Source organism: Limnospira platensis NIES-39 (assembly GCF_026000695.1).
Taxonomy (GTDB): domain Bacteria; phylum Cyanobacteriota; class Cyanobacteriia; order Cyanobacteriales; family Microcoleaceae; genus Limnospira; species Limnospira platensis.
Genome location: NZ_AP026945.1, coordinates 1,530,068 through 1,553,253, shown reverse-complemented (window position 1 = coordinate 1,553,253; position 23,186 = coordinate 1,530,068). Strand labels below are relative to the sequence as shown.

Genomic DNA, 23,186 nt, shown 5'->3' with positions numbered 1-23,186 from the left:
ATAGACTCTTGTAGGCAGGGTGGAGTGCAACCGAACCCAACAAGCAGGGTGTTGGGTGATGCGATCGCTTTCCAGGTATCCTATAGACTCTTGTAGGCAGGGTGGAGTGCAACCGAACCCAACAAGGCAGGGTGTTGGGTGATGCGATCGCTTTCCAGGTATCCTATAGACTCTTGTAGGTTGGGTGGAGTGCAACCGAACCCAACAAGGCAGGGTGTTGGGTGATGCGATCGCTTTCCAGGTATCCTATAGACTCTTGTAGGCAGGGTGGAGTGCAACCGAACCCAACAAGGCAGGGTGTTGGGTGATGCGATCGCTTTCCAGGTATCCTATAGACTCTTGTAGGCAGGGTGGAGTGCAACCGAACCCAACAAGGCAGGGTGTTGGGTGATGCGATCGCTTTCCAGGTATCCTATAGACTCTTGTAGGCAGGGTGGAGTGCAACGGAACCCAACAAGGCAGGGTGTTGGGTGATGCGATCGCTTTCCAGGTATCCTATAGACTCTTGTAGGTTGGGTGGAGAGCAACGGAACCCAACAAGCAGGGTGTTGGGTGATGCGATCGCTTTCCAGGTATCCTATAGACTCTTGTAGGTTGGCTGGAGTGCAACCGAACCCAACAAGCAGGGTGTTGGGTGATGCGATCGCTTTCCAGGTATCCTATAGACTCTTGTAGGTTGGGTGGAGAGCAACGGAACCCAACAAGCAGGGTGTTGGGTGATGCGATCGCTTTCCAGGTATCCTATAGACTCTTGTAGGTTGGCTGGAGTGCAACCGAACCCAACAAGCAGGGTGTTGGGTGATGCGATCGCTTTCCAGGTATCCTATAGACTCTTGTAGGCAGGGTGGAGTGCAACCGAACCCAACAAGGCAGGGTGTTGGGTTTCACTTCGTTTCACCCAACCTACGACTCTGGTATTGCGGCCGCTACAAAATGACTCTCGTTAACTCCGATGAATCGTTGTAGGGTGGCTAGGGTGGCACCCTCGTACTGAATTAAAGTTGAGCCACTGCGTGTGCTTATGTCCAGGTCGCTGAAACTTAACGTTTGTCCGCCAGCATTCAACACTTGTATTTGATTAGTACCATCTCCAAAGTCGTAGATGATATCGGAACCCATACCTTCTTGCAGGATAAATAGGTCATTTCCGGGGCCTCCGTAAAGACGATCGCTACCCGGACCGCCAATCAACGTATCGTTTCCTGGACCGCCATAGAGGATATCATTCCCTTCTCCCCCGTCGAGGAGGTCATCTCCCGCCTCCCCATAAAGGCGATCGCTACCCCGACCGCCAATCAACGTATCGTTTCCATCGCCGCCATAGAGGAGGTCGTCCCCTTCTCCCCCGTCGATGTAGTCATCTCCGGCGTTACCATAAAGGCGATCGCTCCCTCCCAAGCCGTAGATAATATTAGGACCATCAGTCCCTCGGATAATGTCGTTTCCCTCGGTGGCGTAAATTGGTTCAATGTTGACGTTAATTGTCAACTCTCTGTCATAAGTGAGTCCTCCCGAGTCCGTAGTGCGAACTCGGATGTTATAAATAGACTGAGTTTCAAAGTCCGGGGAATTGTTGATTAAGAGTTGGTCGCCACTGACGCTGAAGGCGGCGTTATCCGTGTCTCCGGTACCTGCTACTAACTCGTAGGTAAAGGTGTCTCCTGTGTCGGGGTCGGTGGTAGTGAAACTGCCAACTGCCGTACCCGCCGCTACGTTTTCATCGATACTGGTGTTGTCTAGTGTTAGGTCTGTGGGAGACTCGTTGATATCGTTGATATTGACGGTCAACTCTTTCTCATAAGTGAGTCCTCCCGAGTCCGTAGTGCGAACTCGGATGTTATAAATAGACTGAGTTTCAAAGTCCGGGGAATTGTTGATTAAGAGTTGGTCGCCACTGACGCTGAAGGCGGCGTTATCCGTGTCTCCGGTACCTGCTACTAACTCGTAGGTAAAGGTGTCTCCTGTGTCGGGGTCGGTGGTAGTGAAACTGCCAACTGCCGTACCTGCCGCTACGTTTTCATCGATACTGGTGTTGTCTAGTGTTAGGTCTGTGGGAGACTCGTTGATATCGTTGGGAATGAGCTTCCATAGCTCTGTGCCGTTGGTGCCGTCGTTAGCCTGGAAGTACAGGGTGTCGTTGAACACGGTGAAATTAGAGGGAAAGGAATTCCCAGTCCCCGGGTTGATATCTTTGAGCAGGACTGTACCCGCCTGAGTGCCGTCGCTCTTCCATAGCTCTGTGCCGTTGGTGCCGTCGTTAGCCTGGAAGTACAGGGTGTCGTTGAACACGGTGAAATTAGAGGGAAAGGAACTCCCAGTCCCCGGCCTGATATCTTTGAGCAGGACTGTACCCCCCTGAGTGCCGTCGCTCTTCCATAGCTCTGTGCCGTTGGTGGGGTCGTTAGCCTGGAAGTACAGGGTGTCGTTGAACACGGTGAAATTAGAGGGAAAGGAACCCCCATTCCCCGGCCAGATATCTTTGAGCAGGACTGTACCCGCCTGAGTGCCGTCGCTCTTCCATAGCTCTGTGCCGTTGGTGGGGTCGTTAGCCCTGAAGTACAGGGTGTCGTTGACCACCGTGAAATTAGAGGGAGAGGAATTCCCAGTCCCCGGGTTGATATCTTTGAGCAGGACTGTACCCGCCTGAGTGCCGTCGCTCTTCCATAGCTCTGTGCCGTTGGTGCCGTCGTTAGCCGTGAAGTACAGGGTGTCGTTGACCACCGTGAAATTAGAGGGAGAGGAATTCCCAGTCCCCGGGTTGATATCTTTGAGCAGGACTGTACCCGCCTGAGTGCCGTCGCTCTTCCATAGCTCTGTGCCGTTGGTGGGGTCGTTAGCCCTGAAGTACAGGGTGTCGTTGAACACGGTGAAATTAGAGGGATTGGAATTCCCAGTCCCCGGGTTGATATCTTTGAGCAGGACTGTACCCGCCTGAGTGCCGTCGCTCTTCCATAGCTCTGTGCCGTTGGTGCCGTCGTTAGCCTGGAAGTACAGGGTGTCGTTGAACACGGTGAAATTAGAGGGATTGGAACTCCAAGTCCCCGGCCTGATATCTTTGAGCAGGACTGTACCCGCCTGAGTGCCGTCGCTCTTCCATAGCTCATAGCCGTTGGTGCCGTCGTTAGCCGTGAAGTACAGGGTGTCGTTGAACACGGTGAAATTAGAGGGATTGGAATTCCCAGTCCCCGGGTTGATATCTTTGAGCAGGACTGTACCCCCCTGAGTGCCGTCGCTCTTCCATAGCTCTGTGCCGTTGGTGCCGTCGTTAGCCTGGAAGTACAGGGTGTCGTTGAACACGGTGAAATTAGAGGGATTGGAATTCCCAGTCCCCGGGTTGATATCTTTGAACAAGACGGGGATTAATTCTCCCGGCATCAACACCCCTTGGTAACTGGCGACAACTTCCCCAGTCAAGACTTGGGCTAATTCCACTTCTCCCGTCCTCACTTCCAACTCCCAGTTACCGCCCTTGAGAGCAGCCCCCGTCAGAGATTTGGAAGCGGCAATGTCGGCTCCGGTCAGTTGTCGCAATTGGGCGATAAATTCTTCCCCAGCATCCCCGGCGGCCACCCGACAGCCGTAGAGCAGGATGTTGTCCACACCCCAGCGTCGCAGTTGGGGCTTGTAGCGGTTCAGGGTGTCCAAACTCAGTTCGCCGTCACCCAGATACAGGCAACCGGGGGAACCGTGGGAGATAATGTGAACGCTGCCGACATTCAGACGCTGTTGTAAAACCTGGGTGATTTGCTCGACCCCATCAGCGGTTTTTTCAATCCGAAAAACTTCGGCGGTGGAAATCACCCCCTCAATCAGTTGTTCAATGTTTTCGACTCCGGTATCGATAAAAACCAGTGGGGTCGGAGCAGAAACAATTTTAGTGGCATCAAACCTGGGTGACATCATGAAACTATCCTAGATATAAATAAAAGTTAGTTTTGTAGGTTGGGTGGAGTGCAACGGAACCCAACAAGGCAGGTGTTGGGTGATGCGATCGCTTTCCAGGTATCCTATAGACTCTTGTAGGTTAGGTGGAGTGCAACCGAACCCAACAAGGCAGGGTGTTGGGTGATGCGATCGCTTTCCAGGTATCCTATAGACTCTTGTAGGTTAGGTGGAGTGCAACCGAACCCAACAAGGCAGGGTGTTGGGTGATGCGATCGCTTTCCAGGTATCCTATAGACTCTTGTAGGCAGGGTGGAGTGCAACCGAACCCAACAAGGCAGGGTGTTGGGTGATGCGATCGCTTTCCAGGTATCCTATAGACTCTTGTAGGTTGGGTGGAGTGCAACCGAACCCAACAAGGCAGGTGTTGGGTGATGCGATCGCTTTCCAGGTATCCTATAGACTCTTGTAGGTTGGGTGGAGTGCAACCGAACCCAACAAGGCAGGTGTTGGGTGATGCGATCGCTTTCCAGGTATCCTATAGACTCTTGTAGGCAGGGTGGAGTGCAACCGAACCCAACAAGGCAGGGTGTTGGGTGATGCGATCGCTTTCCAGGTATCCTATAGACTCTTGTAGGTTGGGTGGAGTGCAACCGAACCCAACAAGGCAGGTGTTGGGTGATGCGATCGCTTTCCAGGTATCCTATAGACTCTTGTAGGTTGGGTGGAGTGCAACCGAACCCAACAAGGCAGGTGTTGGGTGATGCGATCGCTTTCCAGGTATCCTATAGAGCCTTGTCGGACTCTTGTAGGTTGGGTGGAGTACAACGGAACCCAACAAGGCAGGGTGTTGGGTGATGCGATCGCTTTCCAGGTATCCTATAGACTCTTGTAGGTTGGGTGGAGTGCAACCGAACCCAACAAGGCAGGTGTTGGGTGATGCGATCGCTTTCCAGGTATCCTATAGACTCTTGTAGGTTAGGTGGAGTGCAACCGAACCCAACAAGGCAGGGTGTTGGGTGATGCGATCGCTTTCCAGGTATCCTATAGACTCTTGTAGGTTGGCTGGAGTGCAACCGAACCCAACAAGGCAGGGTGTTGGGTGATGCGATGCTTTACCCAACCTACAGGCTGGCGCAGTTCTACGGGACAGTAACCAAAGAGTTTCCGCCAATCGTACCGATTTGAATGGTGTATCCGGTAGTAAATTCGTTGGCCTGGGCCGTGCCGCGAGCGCTGTCTTCTACGGTGTCGAGAGTGAAGCCCGCCGGGTCGCCCAGACCACTCAGACTGACTGCACCCGCAGTACCGATCGCAAAAGCGGAGTTCTGTAGGCCGTTGGCGTTGCTGCCGTCGTAGTTAAAAGAGTGAGCTGCAGCAAATTCCTTACCCACGGCGGCGGAGACGGCCACACCTGTGACATTACCACCATCAATCGTGAAAGCTGCGCTACCAGCGATCCCACCTTGACTAGCCCGGGCGGTGGTGGAAATTCCCAAGGTGCTCAGGACGACGAGACCGGTAATGGCAGCAAAACGACGAATCATATTTTTTTGTACTCCACAAGAGGTTTTTCGGATCTATCTATTAGACGTTTTTGGGGGGGGGGATGTGTGAATTTTTTTTCCCCCCCAGGTAGATGCGATCGCTTTCCAGATATGCTATCGAGGCGATTCAGCCAAGCCCTGGCTCCACAAGAGTTTTTTGGCTTTCACTTATTAGACGTTTTTGGGGGGGGATGTGTGAATTTTTTTTCCCCCCAGGTAAATGCGATCGCTTTCCAGTTTTGTAGGTTGGGTGAAGTGCAACGGAACCCAACAATGGGTATATGATGGAAGTGAATTTTTTTTCCCCCCAGGTAAATGCGATCGCTTTCCAGTTTTGTAGGTTGGGTGAAGTGCAACGGAACCCAACAATGGGTATATGATGGAAGTGAATTTTTTTTCCCCCCAGGTAAATGCGATCGCTTTCCAGTTTTGTAGGTTGGGTGAAGTGCAACGGAACCCAACAATGGGTATATGATGGAAGTGAATTTTTTTTCCCCCCAGGTAAATGCGATCGCTTTCCAGTTTTGTAGGTTGGGTGAAGTGCAACGGAACCCAACAATGGGTATATGATGGAAGTGAATTTTTTTTCCCCCCAGGTAAATGCGATCGCTTTCCAGTTTTGTAGGTTGGGTGAAGTGCAACGGAACCCAACAATGGGTATATGATGGAAGTGAATTTTTTTTCCCCCCAGGTAAATGCGATCGCTTTCCAGTTTTGTAGGTTGGGTGAAGTGCAACGGAACCCAACAATGGGTATATGATGGAAGTGAATTTTTTTTCCCCCCAGGTAAATGCGATCGCTTTCCAGTTTTGTAGGTTGGGTGAAGTGCAACGGAACCCAACAATGGGTATATGATGGAAGTGAATTTTTTTTCCCCCCAGGTAAATGCGATCGCTTTCCAGTTTTGTAGGTTGGGTGAAGTGCAACGGAACCCAACAATGGGTATATGATGGAAGTGAATTTTTTTTCCCCCCAGGTAAATGCGATCGCTTTCCAGTTTTGTAGGTTGGGTGAAGTGCAACGGAACCCAACAATGGGTATATGATGGAAGTGAATTTTTTTTCCCCCCAGGTAAATGCGATCGCTTTCCAGTTTTGTAGGTTGGGTGAAGTGCAACGGAACCCAACAATGGGTATATGATGGAAGTGAATTTTTTTTCCCCCCAGGTAAATGCGATCGCTTTCCAGTTTTGTAGGTTGGGTGAAGTGCAACGGAACCCAACAATGGGTATATGATGGAAGTGAATTTTTTTTCCCCCCAGGTAAATGCGATCGCTTTCCAGTTTTGTAGGTTGGGTGAAGTGCAACGGAACCCAACAATGGGTATATGATGGAAGTGAATTTTTTTTCCCCTTTTTTTTGGGCTTGAGGGGGACGATGGTTTCCGGTTCTAACTGGACCGATCGCCGTTTGCTCCCGCTGCTGCTGTAGTAGTCTACCAGGCGAGCCGCCAAAATCCCCCTGGCTTGGGAAATGCGCTTACGGACGTTGATCGGGGACACGAGAAGTTGCTGGGCGATTTCTAGGTAAGACTGCTGTTCTTTCACATGGAGAATCAAGGTTTCCCGCAACTTCGGCGGTAATTCCTCCATGGCGTGATCGAGAAATTCTTGCATTTCCCAGCCTATACAAATCTGTTCCGGCGTGGGTTCGGGACTTCCCCATTCGGACAAGGAAGCGATCGCATCGACATTCTCAACTTTTAATCGTTGGCGATGTCGCTGTCTGAGGATATCTGTACAATGATTCCAGGTGACTTTAACTAACCAATGCCTCCAATTCCGAATCGGTCGGGTGCATTTTGTCAGTTTTTCTTGGGCTTTCAACAAGGCTTCACTGAGGGCATCTTCGGCTTCAATGGGGTTCCCCATTTGTCTCAGACAACAACGCCAGAGATAGTCTTGATGCTCTAGCCATTGTTGCCAAAACTCTACAGGTAGTTGAGCGCTACTATGATTTTGTCTATTCATTTTCTGATGGTTGATGATGTTTGTTTCCAAAGAAATAAATCCATATCAACACCCTGGTATGGCAATCCTCAATAAATCCATAAATCAGCCATAAGCGCTTTCAGTGCATTGCATCTCCCCATAACGGAGATGGCGGATCAACAGTTGATAAATCATTGAAGATACCTCTATATTTGTCTGTCCACCAAAATCCGCACCCTTTTGTATCAATTTTTCCCATAGAAAACCCCCCCCACATCCGCAAAATATTACCTACTTTGCGATGGGGTTGATCACCATAATTCTTGGGAAAAATATAAATATTAGAGCATATATATTGAACTGGTGGGGGTGATAATTTCACCCTGATGGTTCTGGCTCTGAAACTATCATAACCGACTTTCCTGGAAATTTATATCCGATTTGTGCAACTTTTTTAAATTACTACCCAAAATTTCACCCAAATACCCCAGGACAGAATTTACTCCGTAAAAATACGGAAGTCCCTGGCCAAATGGTGGCCAGCCTTGGGGAGCGATTTTTGGGCTAAAGAAACCCGGTTTGGGCGATCGCTTAGGACGCAACGGTGGCGGCAATTGCTAAATTAGAGGTAGCGAGTTAGGAAAATCTCAGGAGGTTATGGTTATGAGTCGGTTATTAGGGCAAGTGTGACGGGAAATTGAGCAACTGAACCCAGGGGAACAATTGCAGGTGATTAGCCATGCAACGAAGCTGGTAAAACGCGAGACTGTGACTCACAAAAAGCCTCAGCGACAGTGGCTAGATATTGCTGGAAATGCTCCTTATCCAATGCTGGGAGAAAATGCTCAGGAGTGGGTGACGCGCACTAGGGGCGAATCACAACAACATCGCGATCGCTTGGAGACTTTAGCTAACTAGATAAAAAACGGGGTTTCTCAGGGATAGGAGAGTTTATGAATATTAAATTAGTGGAATCTTTAGCCCTAGTGGTTCAATCGCTTTCCCCAGAAGAGCGATCGCTTTTAGCGGAGAAGCTGAAAGCACACCAGGAGGAAACCTCAGCGGCGGGGAAAGATCGTCCTTTTTATGAAACCGCCACTCCAGAAGAAAGGGCGAAAGCGTTTCGGGAATGGGCAGCAAGTCACCCGCGCAACCAGCCCTCTTTATCCGATGAAGCGATTAGCCGAGAAAGCATTTATGGAGAAAGGGGTTAATGTCATTTTTGATTGATACTAATATTCTGTTGCGGAGTGCAGACGCTAACCATTCCATGCACGCCGATGCAGTAACAGCGACAAATATTCTGCTTGCACAAGGGGGAGATGTTTGTATCATTCCCCAAAATTTAATCGAGTTTTGGAATGTTTACACCCGCCCTGTAGATAAGAATGGTTTAGGACATACCCCAAGGGAAGCGGCTGCTGAAGTCAATCGATTAAAAGGGCTTTTTTTGCTATTACCGGATAGGTTAGCCATTTATTCGGAGTGGGAAAGGTTGGTGCTGACTTATGGGGTGAGGGGAGTTAATGTCCATGATGCGCGGTTGGTGGCAGCAATGCTGGTACATGGATTGACTCATATTCTGACTTTTAATATCAGGGATTTTGCCCGCTATGGGGAAGTGACGGCAATGCATCCGATGGATGTGCGATCGTAAATTTTGGGCAGCAAAAGAAAGGGGGTTTGGGCGATCGCTTTGGTCTCTTACAGCCTGTTCAGAAATCATCTGATCACCTCTCAAAGTCCCTCTCCCTCTCTGGGATCCAGATTTAGGGTGAGGGCAATGTATTAAGCGACTGGTGAACAAGCTGTACCTAAGATTGAGATACGAAACGGGGTTTCTCAGAGTTGATTAACTTTTTCTCCACCGGACGATCGCCCGATTTGATTCACCAATCCACAGGACGAGGGAGGTTCCGCCTATAATCCATAACCAGTCTGTCAGACACAGGGGAACAGTTCGGAAAATGCTGCCGCCAAATTGAACAATCAGAATTTGTCCGATGAAAATTACCCCGGCGATCGCCAAAAAACTAGGATTTTGCCAGAGTTGGGATAAGACGGAATCCTTGGAACCGAAGCATTTGGCATTAAATAAATTCCAGAATTGCAGCATCACAAAACTGGTGAAAAATAGTGACAGTTCATAGGCTGTTACCTGATCATCAGATTGGATATACAGTAGAAACCCGACCAGAATAACTAAAAAAGCTGCCCCGACAGTGAAAATTGAGGATGACATGGCTTTGGAGATAATAAAGTCTTGGGGGTTTCTCGGTGGTACTTCCATTACCCTTTCTGTGGGGGGTTCTGTGGCTAAGGCGAGGGCGGCGAAGGTATCCATAATCAGATTAACCCACAAAAGCTGAATTACGGTAAAGGGTAGGTTAATGCCGATAAAAGGTCCTAACAAGGCAATAATGCAGGCGACGACATTAATTGTGAGTTGAAACAAGATGAATTTCTGGATGTTTTGATAGAGCGATCGCCCCCATAAAACTGCCTGTTTGACACTGCGAAAAGAGTCATCTAACAGGATAATATCGCTGGCTTCTTTGGCGACAAAAGTGCCGCTACCCATGGCTAAACCCACTTGGGCTTGATTCAGAGCCGCCGCATCATTGGTTCCGTCTCCGGTAACGGCTACTACCTCCCCTTGAGCCTGTAATAGCTGGACGATGCGCTGTTTATCTTGAGGACGAGCGCGACCTATTACCCGCACTTTTTTCAGGGTTTTACTGGCGAGTTCATCATCCATGTCTCTGAGTTGGCTTCCGGTAATATAAGCCTCGCTGGTGTCGTTTTCATCGATAATCCCAATTTGACTACCAATTTGGGCGGCGGTTAGCAGACTATCCCCGGTAATCATTTTAATATCAATTCCGGCTTGGCGACATTGGCGGACGGCTTCGGGAACTTCTGGACGTACCGGATCGGCGATCGCCACGAATCCTAACCATACCACATCTTGGCGATCTTCTACATTCAAATCATCCCCTTCGAGTTGGGGTTGAGGGATATAAGCAAATCCCAAGGTTCGCATTCCCCCCGCATCACAGTTTTTTAACTCCTGAGAAATCAATCTTCTGGTTTCTTTGGTGAGGGAAATTACCCCATTTTCTGACAAATACGAATAGCAATGACCTAGGACAATATCGGGGGCTCCTTTAATGTGCATGATCTCCTGGTTATCGATAGGGGATCTTCCTAGGGTCGCCATATATTTGCGATCGGGGGTAAAAGCTAGTTGTTGTTTAATCTCAAACCTATTGCGTTCGGAGAGATAATCAATCTGATTTTGTTCTAACCATAACAACAGCGCCGCCTCCGTGGGATTCCCGATCGCCTTAGATTTTTGGTTCTCATGTTGTTCTAAGTTCGCGGTACTGTTGGCGGCTATGGCTTCGGTTAATAAATCACTGGGAATATTGTTGCTGAAACTGGGAAAATTTATCTCTTGTACCTGCATTTTATTCATGGTTAAAGTTCCGGTTTTATCAGAACAAATAACCGTAGCCGCCCCAATGGTTTCGCAGGCGTGCATCCTTCGCACCAGGTTATTTTGTTTGGTCATTTTCCTCATGCTATAGGCGAGGCTGAGGGTGACACTTAGCGCCAGACCTTCGGGGACAGCGACGACAATCACCGCCACCGCAATCATAAAGTAGGTGACAAACTCAGTGGCGGCTGATGCGGGAATCCAATCACTAAGATTTCGGGGAATAAAATTGCCTCCATAACCGATCGCAATTCCCACTCCAAAAATTAACAAACCTATTAAACTTGATTTCACCCAGCCTATGGCGTGATCATCTTCTAACCATTCTGGCACGGTCGCCTGAGAACCTGAGATTTCTAAGCCATCATAAACAATGGGTAACCATACCCTAACTAGGATAATGATTAAACTGCTAACAGCTAGGGCGACTATATACCACTGTCCTAGGCTCAGGTTAAGGTTTCCGGTGACGATACCCCGCACTACTAAGGCTATATCAATTAAAACGGCAATGGCTAACCCTAGGACTCCAATTAAGCGACTGAGGCGATCTAATTGCTGTTTTAGGGGGGTGTCTATATTGGTGATTTCGCACACTAATTTCGCGGTTTGACCGATTTCTGTGCGATCGCCAACAGCGGTTACTTGAAAGGTTCCATGACCGTCTGTAACTACTGTTCCTCGTAATAGGCGATCACGAGGATAGGCGCTATCGGGAAGTTCCGCACTGGCTACTAATTCTGATGATGCTAACTTTTTGACGGCTTCCGATTCTCCGGTTAAGCTGGCTTCATTTACCCGCAGCGAAACCGCTTCAATTAATTGACCATCGGCGGGGATTTCGTCCCCCAATTCGATGATGACCAGATCACCGACTACTATATCTTTTTTGGGAATGGTGGTAAAACTATGATCTCGGATGACTTTGATGGGGACTTCATCATTCATCCGGTTGAGAATATCAAATTCTTGATTGGCTTTATACTCGTTGAGGAAGGCTAGGGTAGTAGCTAAAGCGATCGCCACAATAATACCAATTCCCTCTACATAATTGCCATTAACTATTCCTAAACTAATGGCGATCGCCGCCGCAATAATCAAAATCCGAATCACCGGATCATCAAACTTTCCCAAAAATTGTCGCCAAGCTGGTTCCCTTGGGGGGGGAGTCATGACATTACTACCGTGAGTTTGGCGACTTGTTTCTACCTCTGGGGGAGTTAATCCTTGTAAGTGATGGATGTCTTGGCGGGGGTCATGGGTCATGGTCATCGGCGAGGCTCCTATATTAGCATCTATATTGAGAACAATCAGATTGTGTTATGTTAAAATCACCGTGTTATATTGGCATTAACCTCGTCAAATATCGGCTTCTGTATTCCGATTTTCACACAGGGAAACTCGGTTAAATTGCGATCGTCTATAAACTTAATCAGCTAAAATACTCAACTGATTACATATATTGACTCAGGCTTAGATTTAACTATAGCACTTTCCCCTGAGATCAGGAAACCATCTCAAGGTTTTTTAGTCGTAACCAGCCTGACCCACGGCGACAAAATCCATTCATTTTAACATAAATTAGTCAGACTTCGCAACTGGTAGCCCCCCATGATTAAATGTTTTAAAAATAGGGCTGATGACTGGCTAAATCTCTCCTGAGCCATTACCCTACCCTGGTTAAACACTAGCGGTTAACATAATTAACCGGATATTATCTACCTTGATTTTCTCAGAAGTATGACCTCAATTGACCCTAACCCGCCGCCTAAAAATCTGAATAATGAGTTGGCGAAAGAACGCAACCGCGCCGCTTCTGAAAGGACTTTAATGGCGTGGATTCGTACCTGTTTATCACTGATAGGCTTTGGCTTTGGTATTGACCAAATTGTGACGGTTATCTACGAAGAAACAGGGGATGCTTACCTTAATCCTCTGCGTCTCTCTCGCTTCCTTGGACTCTCATTTATCGCCTTGGGAACTTTAGCACTAATTACAGCTTCTATTGACCACCGCCAAGAACTTAAACGCATCTGTAGAGATGACTATTTATACACTCCTAGAATATCTCAAGCCCTGACCGTGGCTGTGATTCTGGCGATTTTAGGGGTGGTGGCATTCTTGGGAATTATGCTGAGTTCGTAACCACAATAAACCCATAATTTGAGCAGATATGACCCTGGGTTCAATGATTGATATTGATGACAGAAAACCCTGGGCATTTGTAGTTAATTGGTTAACCACAACACTACAAATGCACCCAGATTACAGATGTGTGAAACTTTAGGCTAGGCTGTAAAGTAAACTCGGCACAATTTGAGCCACAAACTGAAGCAGGAAAATGGCAATGATGGGGGAAAAGTCAATGCCACCCAAGGGGGGAATAAAGGAACGGAAAAGATTAAGATAAGGGTCAGTTAGTTGGGTAATAATGGATAAAGGACCATCGTATAAATTCACATTGGGGAACCAACTAAGCAGGATTCTAATAAAAATTAGAACCATGTAAATGTTCAGGAATTGTGCAACTGTATTGGCAAGTAGAAATAATGGTGAACTCATGGGATATCTCCGAATAACTGGGAAATGGCTTATGGTGTGACCTCAAGGGTCTGGGAATAGTCAACTAGCTAAAATCTGGGCTGGTTCGACCGTCTCCCTGAGTGATTAGTATGATTGACTTTTAACTGGGGTTTATGAAAATGTAAACTGTAGCAGCTAATTATATCATACTTTGGGCGGTAGTTGATGCTAGATATCTTCGGCTGATGGTGATTCGTGAACCTCAGCAGAGATAGTCCCATTAACTCCCCCAAGTTGATGGCGTACATCATCGATCGCCTGATTGAGTTGAGAAATTTTGTCTTCTAAGTTCAAACGGGCTGTTTCCACATTTTCGGGGGTCAAGCGATCGCCTTTATTGCGGTTGCGCTTATTGTCTCCTAGGGAATTAGCGCTGTCGGAGTTATCCCCAGATAGTCGTGAGGAGAGGACAACCCCCAATACACCACCAACGAGACCTCCTAAAGCAGCCCCTAATACCAGTCCGCTGGTAAAGCCTTCTCGATTAGCCATAGTTTTAGATTCACCTCATCATCAAAAATTTAAGTTCCAAAAGTGCGATCGCCCGCATCTCCCAATCCAGGAACAATAAAACCTCGTTCATCGAGACCTTGATCAATAATAGCCGTATAAACTTGCAGGCTAGGATATTCTTGGCTAAGGGACTGCAAGGCTTGGGGAGCTGCTACCACCGAGATAATTCGCATCAACCCCGGATCAATGCCCCGCTTGGTCAGTTCAGCCATAGTCGCCATAATCGTTCCCCCCGTAGCCAACATCGGTTCGCTAACGATTAACCGGGTTTGAGGGTCAAAACCATCAGGAAGTTTATTGAGATAGCAACTCACTTGTAGGGTTTCCTCGTCGCGGACCATTCCCAGGTGATACACCGACGTTAACGGCACGACGCTTTGGATACCTTCCATCAGAGCTAATCCCGCCCGCAGAATGGGTATAACCACCATAGGCGCTTCTGGGTTGATATAGGTAGCTGGACATTCACAGAGGGGAGTTTGTACCGTAGCTTCCACGGTGGTGAACCAATCGCGAGTCGCTTCGTAGGTTAGCCACCGTCCCAGTTCCGTCATGGCGCTGCGGAATAGGGCGGGCGGAGTTGAGACATCACGGGCGATCGCCAACCAATGCTTAATTAGGGGGTGGGGAGGGACGTAAACGCGCAGTTGCAGAGTCATTAGCGGGATAGTTAACCAAATTCGGCTTTTCCTTTCCATCATACTCCCCCGCCTACCCAGTCAGACTACCCCCGCATAGTTTTAAGAAATGTTACAAACTTATTGACAATTATTTTTAACAAGGTTAAAGTAGATTCTCAGTGTTCTCCTCTCAAATCAAAGGATCGGCAGACGGGGGCGGTTGATAAAAAAACCGTTCCCGCATTTCTTGTTAAAATGGCTGGGGCAGGGCTGATCTCATCATTGTGATCACAGAACTGTCGCTTGTGAACGTTATACAAGTATGGTGAAGCGTTACACTGTAGAGTCAGGAAATTCTGGAAGAGAGTTGATCCGATGCCTGTTATTACCCACCAGTCCTTTGCTGATGAACCCCTACCGACTCAAGACTTTGATGTAATTGTCATCGGTTCCGGTATTGGAGGCTTAGTCACAGCCACTCAACTGGCAGCCAAAGGCGCGAATGTACTTGTCCTAGAAAGTTACATCATCCCCGGTGGTAGTTCTGGTTACTTTGAGCGAGAGGGATATCGATTTGATGTCGGAGCATCAATGATTTTTGGATTTGGTGACCAAGGCACAACTAACCTGCTCACCCGCGCCCTAGAAGCTGTTAACGTCAAATTAGAAACTATCCCCGACCCAGTTCAAATTAACTACCACCTACCTGGGGAACTCCAAGTTAGAGTTCACCGAGATTATGAGAAATTTTTGCAAGAACTAGGGGAAAAGTTCCCCGATGAACGAGAAGGAATTCGTAAGTTTTATGACGAATGTTGGCAGGTCTTTAACTGCTTGAACGCCATGGAACTCCTTTCCCTGGAGGAACCCCGTTATCTGATGCGGGTTTTCTTCCAGAACCCAGGCGCTTGTCTGGGACTGGTTCAATACCTACCCAAAAATGTGGGCGAAGTCGCCAAACGACACATCAGCAACCCGGAATTACTCAAATTTATTGATATTGAGTGTTACTGCTGGTCTGTGGTTCCCGCTGACTTGACTCCCATGATTAACGCTGGGATGGTGTTTTCTGACCGCCACTACGGTGGGATAAACTACCCCAAGGGGGGAGTAGGTCAAATCGCCGAAAAACTGGCTGAAGGCTTACAGAAAGCCGGAGGAACCATTCAATACAAAGCCAGGGCTAAACAGATTTTAATAGAAAATGGGCAAGCTGTGGGGGTTGAACTCACTAACGGTAGGGTTTACCGCGCTCGGCGCATTGTTTCTAATGCTACCCGCTGGGATACCTTTGGTAAACTAATCCCTGAAAAAATGATGCCATCTTCTGAGAAAAAATGGCGCAAACGCTATCAGAAATCGCCCAGTTTTCTGAGCTTACATTTAGGGGTAGAAGCCTCCGTTTTAACACCAGAAACAGATTGTCACCACATCATAGTTGAAGATTGGCAAAAAATGGAGGAGCCAGAGGGGACAATTTTTGTCTCTATTCCTACCCTCCTTGACCCGGATTTAGCCCCGCCCGGCTATCATATCATCCATGCTTTTACCCCTAGTTGGATTGATAATTGGGAAGATTTACCACCGACAGAATATGAACAAAAAAAAGAGGAGGCAGCCTGGGGAATTGTAGACCGTCTGGAGAAGATTTTTCCCGGTTTAGATGCGGGTTTGGATTATATGGAAGTGGGAACAGCGCGATCGCACCGTCGCTTTCTTAACCGGGATGACGGAACCTATGGCCCTATTCCTAGCCGCCAACTGCGGGGACTCCTAGGAATGCCTTTTAATCGCACCGCTATTCCCGGTCTGTATTGCGTTGGAGATAGCACCTTTCCTGGTCAAGGATTAAATGCTGTCGCCTTTTCTGGGTTCGCCTGTGCCCACCGCATTGCCGTAGATTTAAAGTTAGGCTAACACCCCAATTTAATTCGATAATTTAGTGGGAGGAAATCGCTCCCCTCCCCTATTTTTATCTGCTCATCTTAACTAAAAATTATAAATTTATGCAAGTCTGTATTGTCACAGGTGGCAACTCCGGTGTCGGGTTAATGACATCGGTGGGTTTAGCTAAATTAGGCTATCATGTCTTTATTGCTTGTCGTTCCCACACCAAAGCTAGAAAAGCTATTGCTTATATCTCTAAAAAAACTGGCAACCCTAACATCGAATATTTGCCCTTAAATCTGGCTTCCCTGGAGTCTGTTCGTCAATGCGTTGAACTGTTTTTAGCCAAAAACTTACCCCTAAATATTTTAATCAATAACGCCGGAATATTCAGCGATCGCGGTGTCACCCCAGAAGGATTTGAGGTGATTTGGGGTACTAACTATTTGGGGCATTTTTTGCTGACTTATTTACTCTGGGAGAAATTACAAACATCTGCCCCTAGTCGAGTGGTTATGGTGTCTTCAGACCTCGCCTTAAAACCCACGACAATTAAATGGGATTTATTTGTGAAATCTACCCCCTTCAACTTTATCGAACTATATAATCAATCTAAACTCTGTTTATTACTGTTAACCCGACAACTTTCTCAACAATCAAGCCATGTCACTGTTAACGCGGTGCATCCCGGTTTTGTCCAATCTAATATTACCATCGGTCATCGTTTGAGTAAGTTTTTGGGTATCGGAATTAGCCCCCAAAAAGGCTGTTATAGTAGCTTATTCTGTGCTACTTTTCCCGAATGTGAATTAATCACTGGTAAGTTTTTTGACCCCAAAGGCAAGGAAATTCCTTTGCCTCCCTTAGCTTTAAATAATCAGTTATGTCAACAATTGTGGGAACAAAGTTTAGATTGGACTGGTGGCAATAAACCTGTGGGAACCCAGACCATTAATTATGATGGTAGTGATGAAGTTTGGGGGCCCTATAGCTTAAAATTAACCCCGGAAGAAATCGCTACAATTCGCCAACATATTTTTAAGGAAGTCTTACCTAAGCCACCGATTAAAGTTTTATTGGTTTCGGCATTAACTGCGTTATTAAAACTACAATTTGGCTCGATTATGTTGTTGTTCGTGCAATGTTATAAGCGACAGTTTTACATGGAAAGACATTTAGATTCGCCTGAATTATTAAAGTTGTGTAAGGACGAGAACTTATTGGCGATTCTCAGAAAACATCTGGGGGATAATTTGCGCCTATGGCGTTCGGAATTATGGGTTAATTATCCCTCCCGTCAATTAATCCCATTTTGGCATCGAGATATTTACCCTAAATTATTGGCTGGGGAAGGCAAAACTATTAATATCTATATTGCTTTAACTGAAGTTACTGACAGGAATGGCTTTGAATATATCCCCAAAACTGAAGCGGAAAATTGTCCCAAGCAAATTACGGACCCTTTCAGTGGTAATCATTTCTACAAGGTTCCTAATTCTGTGAAAAACCAAGTTATCCCGGTGGTTTTGAAGGCGGGGGAATTTGTTTTATTTACTGACCAAGTTATCCATCGTTCGGTTTACAATAGCAGTGGGAAGGTGCGTCTGTCTTTGACTTTAAGAGTGGCTCAAGATACGGTCAAAATTTTGCCGGGATATAGCCCGATTTATCATCAGCCACTATCTTTATCTAATTAATTAAGGCTATCTGATTCTATTTGATGTTGGGCGGGTCTTACAAACTAGAGGTTTCGGTTAGAATATGCTACAATTATTTGATGGGTTAATTATGGGTTGAGGAGACAAAATGAAAATTACTATTGTAGCGATGGAAATTCCCTATCCTCCTATTCATGGCGGCCGAGTTGATGTCTGGCGACGGCTGAAAATGTTGGCGGAATTGGGAACGGAAATACAGTTAATCTGTTGGTCTGGTACGCCTGTAGATGGCGATAGCTTGCAGGTTATTAATCAATATGTGAAAGACTTTCATCTGATTATTTATGAGCGTGGTATGGGTTCTTATCTCCGGCGGGCGATCGCTTTATTATCATACCCTTTAGAAGTGACATCGAGAATAGTTAGAGGTGAGAAATGGAGGGAGATTTTGACATCTGTTGGGTCTTTTAAGCCTGATGTGATTCTCTGCGATCAGATTCATAGTGGTTGGGTAGCATCTAAATTGAGTGACTCTCTGGATATTCCCATGATTGTGCGATCGCATGATATTGAACATTTACATTATCGCTATTATTTTCAATGTGCAAAAGGCACTAAAAAACTGGTGAGATTATTATCTATTAATCACTTAAAAAAATTCGAGAAATCCTTGCTAAAAAAAAGTTTGGCATTTTATGATATTTCCCGATATGATTTACAATTTTGGCAACAACAAGGATTTGATAATGGCTACTTTTTGCCTCCCTTAATCGAATTTATTGACCACCATAATCAAGAGGATAACTTAACTGATTCTGAGTCGGAAAAACCTGCCTATGATGTGGTGTTTCTGGGGAATTTGAACTCGGAAAATAATGTGGCGGGTGTGACTTGGTTTGTGGAGGAAGTCTGGCCAATGTTAAAACAGCGATCGCCTAGTATTAAAGTTCTGATTTCCGGTTCCAACCCCGTGCAAAAAATCAAAGATATTTGTCAAAATAAACCCGGATTAGAATTAATAATTAACCCGCCATCTGCTGCCAAAATTTACCGTTCTGGTCGAGTATTAATCGACCCTGTAGCTACTGGAAGTGGTGTTAGTATAAAATCTATTGATATGTTGGCGATCGGTAAACCCATTGTTTCTCGACCCAAAGGATTGTCAGGTTTACCAGAAGCCGCGAAACCATATTTCCGAGTAGCATCTGATGCGTCATCATACACTAATGAAATTCTAAATTGTCTGGCTGAACAGCAACCCAACATCCCAGATCGCCTTTTACTAGAGTCAATGTTTGGATCTCCCGTCATTGAGAATTTCCTCTCTCAAATTGACTCTCTGCTTACCTCCAATCAAACCCCCAAATAGTAACCCATTGAAACTTGACCATCAAAAAAGACCCACAATCATTAATGTTGATGGTATTGATTAATCGTTCTCAATAAGACCATCTCCATCTGATCAATCATAACTTTAGGGCTAAAATTATCCAGTACATGATCACGACAACGCCGGCCCAGTTCCGGGTCATCATCTCGCCAATTAGTAACCTGGTTAAGAACTTCTGCTAATTGTTCAGGAGAACCAGGTTCAACCAAATAACGGGTTAATTCACCTGTCATCATTTCAGGTATTCCCCCGACTCTACTACCGACCACAGGCGTACCAGTTGATAAAGATTCTAAAACCACCCTCGGACAAGGATCAGGCCAAATACTAGGAACAATGGTAACATCACTAACCCGATAAAGATCCGGTGTATTGGGAACATGACCTATAAACTGGACTAATTCTTTAATCCCTAGGTCATCCACCATATCTTTTAAAAATTTAAGGTAGTGAATACGCGCTGCTGGTGAATCTTCTGTAGGTTCCAAAATCACATTTCCAGCAATTAATAAACAAATATCTGGTTGGTGATTTGCCAGTAACGCAAAGGCTTTAATTAGGACTTCTATTCCTTTATTAGGGTTGAGTCTCCCCAGAAACGAAAAAACTCGCCTGTTTCCTAAGATATTAAAATCACGACGGAGGGATAATTGCTGATACTCATCAACGGAGTAGGGACTAAATTTTTCCGGGTCAATGCAATTATAAACTATATCAATTTTATTAGCATCAATACCACACAAATTAACCCATGTGTCTTTATTAGCTTGAGAAACCGTCATAAATTGATTCACCCCTGACAACCCAGGTCGCCACTTGAACTTAAATGGAGTTCCGGGTAATTGTAAATAACAGACTAAAGGGACTTTGTGGATATTGGATAAAGCATAGCCCCAAAATATTGACCTAGACTCATTAGAAAAAATAATAGAGTCAGACGTTTTTTTTATAGGGGAAATATCATTAAAAAACTCTACAGCAAATTTGACCATATCGAGGGGATTTTTGCGGTTGGCTTGGTAGCGCTTAACCGGAATTAAATCTTGGCAAAATTTGCCATAGGTTTCTAGGAGGTCTCCTTCTTTGGTGTAAACCAAACTAACCTGATGTCCACAATTAGCAAGACCTTCACAAATGCCTAGTAGATTTAACTCCTGACCGCCAAGGGTTGATGAGGGTTCATTTTCTAAAGCAATTAAGTGCATAGATGATGATTTTAAAGTCATTTTTTGATATACAAAATATGTGGTAGTTAACTAATACAGTTTATTGGAAAAAATTGACTGAATATAAACGATTAATTTACTTTTAGTCTGAGTCACCATTATTTCGCACCAATTAAATATCCCACCAATCAAATAACTCGGGCTTTAGATAATCTAAAGTCTTCTTTAATTTTAATTTGATTAACTTTAGAAAACTTACCAATGGCTTGAGAAATACAACTTGATCTAAATAACTGCTGATCATCCTAGGACTAATATCACTGGGGCTACTCCGTTGCCACCCAAGAGACGGACATACAATTAAAGATACAATTTCAGGATTTTGCTTTCGGAATAGATAATATGCAGTATCAATATAGGCTCCATCCAGGTCATCAAAATTAGGATCTTTTTCAAAAAAACAAGTTTGAGAACGTTTTTTCAACAGTTCTTCTAAAAAGAATATCAAAGGATCATAAGCTGTATGATTAACAGCATAAAAATGTGTACCTAATGTTGGATAATTAGTTTTTTTTAAGTGAGTCCAAGTTGTTGATATCTCGGGGTCGTAAAAATTATAATAGTCTGATAGCTTTAATTTATGATAAGCAAAATATCCTAGAAATAATAGATCCCAATTTACTTGACTAAGTTCATCAAGTAATTGTGTTTGTACAGAACAAAATCTACTAGAAATAGCCAGATCATCTTCCATGACTAATATATTACTGAGTTGGTCTCTTTTGGCAATTTTAATAATCTCTAAATGACTCAGGTAACACCCTAACATACCAATGCTCGAAAAAGCTAATTTTTCCGTGGGTCTGATAGCGGGAAAAATGTTTACTTTTTCAGAATCAAAATTTAAGCCTATACTCTTTATTTCTTTCTCCATTTCACGTCTTCTATCAACCCTCTCAGGTAAGTTAATAACATAAATTTTATCAAAAAAATCTGAGATTTTCATATCAAAAATTACTCCCATGTAAGATTTTACTTTTGAGTAATATAGTACATCATTTTTATATTAATGTCAATCAAGTTTTGATTAATAAAAGTTAACTTAAAGTGTTGAAAAAATTAAGTAGCAAACACTATAAGGATTGCCAGTTTATGGTACTTATAAATATGCACCAGCTTAAATAAGTTAACTAGAATTTTTGAGATTTTGATAATTTAGTCGCCAGATTGCACCCCAGTAGCACAGGAGAATTAAAGAATCTGTAGTTAAGGTCGCCCAAGCTGCACCCCTCCATGAAAAGATGGGGATTAAAAAATAATTTAAACTAATATTAATTAAAGCTGCACTAATTTGAACCAACCCTCGTAACTTTTGATATCCAGATCCGGTAAGGGTATCTGCTGCCACTAATTGCATACCAATAATTAGTGGCATGGGAGCTAACCAGTATAATACTGGCACTGAATCTATATAGCTTTCTCCCAAAATATAAGGTATAAAAGGCGCAAAAAATATACAACCTATAAAAACAAAAATACCATATATAGAGATAAGCGGAATCAAACGTTTGGCAAATTTAAAAGCATTACTAATACCCAAAGCACCTTCTTCAAAAAATTTTGTGTATGTGGAACTAAATACTACTAAAATTGGTATATAGCCAACTTCTATCAATCTATAAGCAGCAGAATATATACCAGTTATACTTAGAGTTGAAAGACTGCTTAACATGGTTCTATCAATACTGGAATTGATATTGGCAGCTGATCGGTCTAGAGAGAAGTATATACCTTGAAAAATGTTGTGATTGATATGGGATAATTCTAATTCAGGAAAACCCAGAGAAAAACAAACAAAAAAGAATGAAAAAATTGCCGTTATTGTTGTACCAAAAACATATAAAATAGACCAATTGATAGCATTAGGATCATCAAAAAATATAACTAAAGCTATAGCAGATAAGACTTTCACAAAATTATAAAAAATCTGTAATTTAGCCGTGTTTTTATGCTGATTAAGTCCTAAAAAAGCGCCACAACATATATTCCAAATAGACAATCCTAAAATATCAGAAATAAGTATGGATAAAATCAAGACGTTAGGAATAAATTTTGGCAAAATAAATTTGCCTATTAAAAATGATAAACAAATTACAAAAAAACTACAAAAAAAAGTTGTTACAAGAGCATCACCCAAATATTTTTTAAATAAAATTTTATTTCTTGAAACATTTCTAATTAAAATATCTGTACTACCTAATGTTCCAAATGGAACAGCGATCGAGGCTAGTGCTGTTACTCCCATAAACATACCAAAATTTTCAGAACCCAGATGTCTAGCAATCAATATAAAGTATGTAGCTTGCATGAAAATACTGATGACTTTACCCAAAAACATCCATAAAGTATTTCGGACTAATGACTTTTGCGTGATTTTCTTAATTTGTTCTTGCAAATTAGTAAAATATGACATATATTTTTCGTGATTTACGTCTTGAATGGCTACCAAAT

Annotated in this window: 21 protein-coding genes; 11 read left to right on the top strand and 10 right to left on the bottom strand. The window is 44.6% G+C overall.

Translation table 11 applies throughout. The annotated features are described in order from the left end of the window. Positions 1 to 516 precede the first annotated feature (516 nt). A complete protein-coding gene (locus N39L_RS07770) occupies positions 517 to 675 on the top strand; it encodes a hypothetical protein (protein ID WP_014274839.1) in 159 nt (52 codons plus the stop codon). Positions 676 to 680: 5 nt separating this feature from the next. Continuing rightward, positions 681 to 839: a hypothetical protein gene (locus N39L_RS07765; protein WP_014274839.1), complete on the top strand. Its 159-nt coding sequence runs from the start codon at positions 681 to 683 to the stop codon at positions 837 to 839. 64 nt (positions 840 to 903) lie between these two features. On the opposite strand, the gene N39L_RS07760 is transcribed toward N39L_RS07765, so the two are convergent. Continuing rightward, on the bottom strand, positions 904 to 3,903 hold the full coding sequence (locus N39L_RS07760; RefSeq protein WP_014274838.1) for an ELWxxDGT repeat protein: 3,000 nt from the start codon (positions 3,901 to 3,903) through the stop codon (positions 904 to 906). A 374-nt stretch (positions 3,904 to 4,277) separates the two neighbouring features. Here N39L_RS07760 and N39L_RS07755 point away from each other — a divergent pair, with 374 nt between their 5' ends. Together N39L_RS07755 and N39L_RS07750 are read left to right on the top strand one after the other, a co-directional pair. Further along, positions 4,278 to 4,436: a hypothetical protein gene (locus N39L_RS07755; RefSeq protein WP_167538954.1), complete on the top strand. Its 159-nt coding sequence runs from the start codon at positions 4,278 to 4,280 to the stop codon at positions 4,434 to 4,436. A gap of 170 nt (positions 4,437 to 4,606) precedes the next feature. After that, positions 4,607 to 4,777, top strand: a complete 171-nt coding sequence (locus N39L_RS07750; protein WP_167538953.1) for a hypothetical protein — start codon at positions 4,607 to 4,609, stop codon at positions 4,775 to 4,777. A gap of 247 nt (positions 4,778 to 5,024) precedes the next feature. Here N39L_RS07750 and N39L_RS07745 read toward each other — a convergent pair whose 3' ends face one another. Together N39L_RS07745 and N39L_RS07740 are read right to left on the bottom strand one after the other, a co-directional pair. Then, positions 5,025 to 5,429, bottom strand: coding sequence for a hypothetical protein (locus N39L_RS07745; RefSeq protein ID WP_006615787.1), 405 nt, complete (start codon positions 5,427 to 5,429; stop codon positions 5,025 to 5,027). Between the two features lie 127 nt (positions 5,430 to 5,556). Continuing rightward, positions 5,557 to 7,398 carry an RNA polymerase sigma factor gene (locus N39L_RS07740; RefSeq protein ID WP_434221547.1) on the bottom strand — a complete coding sequence of 614 codons (1,842 nt, stop codon included), beginning with the start codon at positions 7,396 to 7,398 and terminating at the stop codon, positions 5,557 to 5,559. 729 nt (positions 7,399 to 8,127) lie between these two features. Between N39L_RS07740 and N39L_RS07735 the strand changes: the two genes are divergently transcribed. The 3 genes from N39L_RS07735 to N39L_RS07725 are packed head-to-tail and all read left to right on the top strand — an operon-like array spanning position 8,128 to position 9,016. After that, positions 8,128 to 8,277: a hypothetical protein gene (locus N39L_RS07735; protein ID WP_231852123.1), complete on the top strand. Its 150-nt coding sequence runs from the start codon at positions 8,128 to 8,130 to the stop codon at positions 8,275 to 8,277. 35 nt (positions 8,278 to 8,312) lie between these two features. Beyond that, positions 8,313 to 8,573: a hypothetical protein gene (locus N39L_RS07730; protein WP_006616127.1), complete on the top strand. Its 261-nt coding sequence runs from the start codon at positions 8,313 to 8,315 to the stop codon at positions 8,571 to 8,573. After that, positions 8,573 to 9,016: a type II toxin-antitoxin system VapC family toxin gene (locus N39L_RS07725; RefSeq protein WP_006616128.1), complete on the top strand. Its 444-nt coding sequence runs from the start codon at positions 8,573 to 8,575 to the stop codon at positions 9,014 to 9,016. The genes N39L_RS07730 and N39L_RS07725 overlap by 1 nt, the downstream gene beginning before the upstream one ends. A gap of 195 nt (positions 9,017 to 9,211) precedes the next feature. On the opposite strand, the gene N39L_RS07720 is transcribed toward N39L_RS07725, so the two are convergent. Further along, positions 9,212 to 12,130, bottom strand: coding sequence for a calcium-translocating P-type ATPase, PMCA-type (locus N39L_RS07720; RefSeq protein ID WP_006620054.1), 2,919 nt, complete (start codon positions 12,128 to 12,130; stop codon positions 9,212 to 9,214). 468 nt (positions 12,131 to 12,598) lie between these two features. On the opposite strand from N39L_RS07720, the gene N39L_RS07715 reads away from it, so the two are divergent. After that, the gene (locus N39L_RS07715) at positions 12,599 to 13,003 is read left to right on the top strand and encodes a YidH family protein (protein WP_006620055.1); all 405 of its coding nucleotides are present in this window, start codon (positions 12,599 to 12,601) and stop codon (positions 13,001 to 13,003) included. Between the two features lie 138 nt (positions 13,004 to 13,141). On the opposite strand, the gene N39L_RS07710 is transcribed toward N39L_RS07715, so the two are convergent. From N39L_RS07710 to upp, 3 genes are all read right to left on the bottom strand, one after another. Then, complete coding sequence (locus tag N39L_RS07710; RefSeq protein ID WP_014274832.1) at positions 13,142 to 13,420, bottom strand: YggT family protein; 279 nt, start codon at positions 13,418 to 13,420, stop codon at positions 13,142 to 13,144. Between the two features lie 189 nt (positions 13,421 to 13,609). Further along, positions 13,610 to 13,933 (bottom strand): ssl2009 family thylakoid membrane protein, encoded by a 324-nt coding sequence (locus tag N39L_RS07705; RefSeq protein WP_014274831.1) that lies wholly within the window; start codon positions 13,931 to 13,933, stop codon positions 13,610 to 13,612. Positions 13,934 to 13,962: 29 nt separating this feature from the next. Next, a complete protein-coding gene (gene upp, locus N39L_RS07700) occupies positions 13,963 to 14,613 on the bottom strand; it encodes a uracil phosphoribosyltransferase (protein WP_014274830.1) in 651 nt (216 codons plus the stop codon). A 336-nt stretch (positions 14,614 to 14,949) separates the two neighbouring features. On the opposite strand from upp, the gene crtH reads away from it, so the two are divergent. The 3 genes from crtH (at position 14,950) to N39L_RS07685 (ending at position 19,488) form a co-directional block, all read left to right on the top strand. After that, positions 14,950 to 16,491 carry a carotenoid isomerase gene (gene crtH / locus N39L_RS07695; protein ID WP_006620059.1) on the top strand — a complete coding sequence of 514 codons (1,542 nt, stop codon included), beginning with the start codon at positions 14,950 to 14,952 and terminating at the stop codon, positions 16,489 to 16,491. Positions 16,492 to 16,580: 89 nt separating this feature from the next. Further along, positions 16,581 to 18,158, top strand: a complete 1,578-nt coding sequence (locus N39L_RS07690) for an SDR family NAD(P)-dependent oxidoreductase (protein WP_014274829.1) — start codon at positions 16,581 to 16,583, stop codon at positions 18,156 to 18,158. Between the two features lie 109 nt (positions 18,159 to 18,267). Next, positions 18,268 to 19,488, top strand: a complete 1,221-nt coding sequence (locus tag N39L_RS07685) for a glycosyltransferase (RefSeq protein WP_014274828.1) — start codon at positions 18,268 to 18,270, stop codon at positions 19,486 to 19,488. A gap of 41 nt (positions 19,489 to 19,529) precedes the next feature. On the opposite strand, the gene N39L_RS07680 is transcribed toward N39L_RS07685, so the two are convergent. From N39L_RS07680 to N39L_RS07670, 3 genes are all read right to left on the bottom strand, one after another. Further along, positions 19,530 to 20,735 (bottom strand): glycosyltransferase family 4 protein, encoded by a 1,206-nt coding sequence (locus N39L_RS07680; RefSeq protein ID WP_050856765.1) that lies wholly within the window; start codon positions 20,733 to 20,735, stop codon positions 19,530 to 19,532. A gap of 112 nt (positions 20,736 to 20,847) precedes the next feature. Then, complete coding sequence (locus N39L_RS07675; RefSeq protein ID WP_231852122.1) at positions 20,848 to 21,681, bottom strand: glycosyltransferase family 25 protein; 834 nt, start codon at positions 21,679 to 21,681, stop codon at positions 20,848 to 20,850. 180 nt (positions 21,682 to 21,861) lie between these two features. Next, the gene (locus N39L_RS07670) at positions 21,862 to 23,184 is read right to left on the bottom strand and encodes a flippase (RefSeq protein WP_231852121.1); all 1,323 of its coding nucleotides are present in this window, start codon (positions 23,182 to 23,184) and stop codon (positions 21,862 to 21,864) included. Between the last annotated feature and the right edge of the window lie 2 nt (positions 23,185 to 23,186).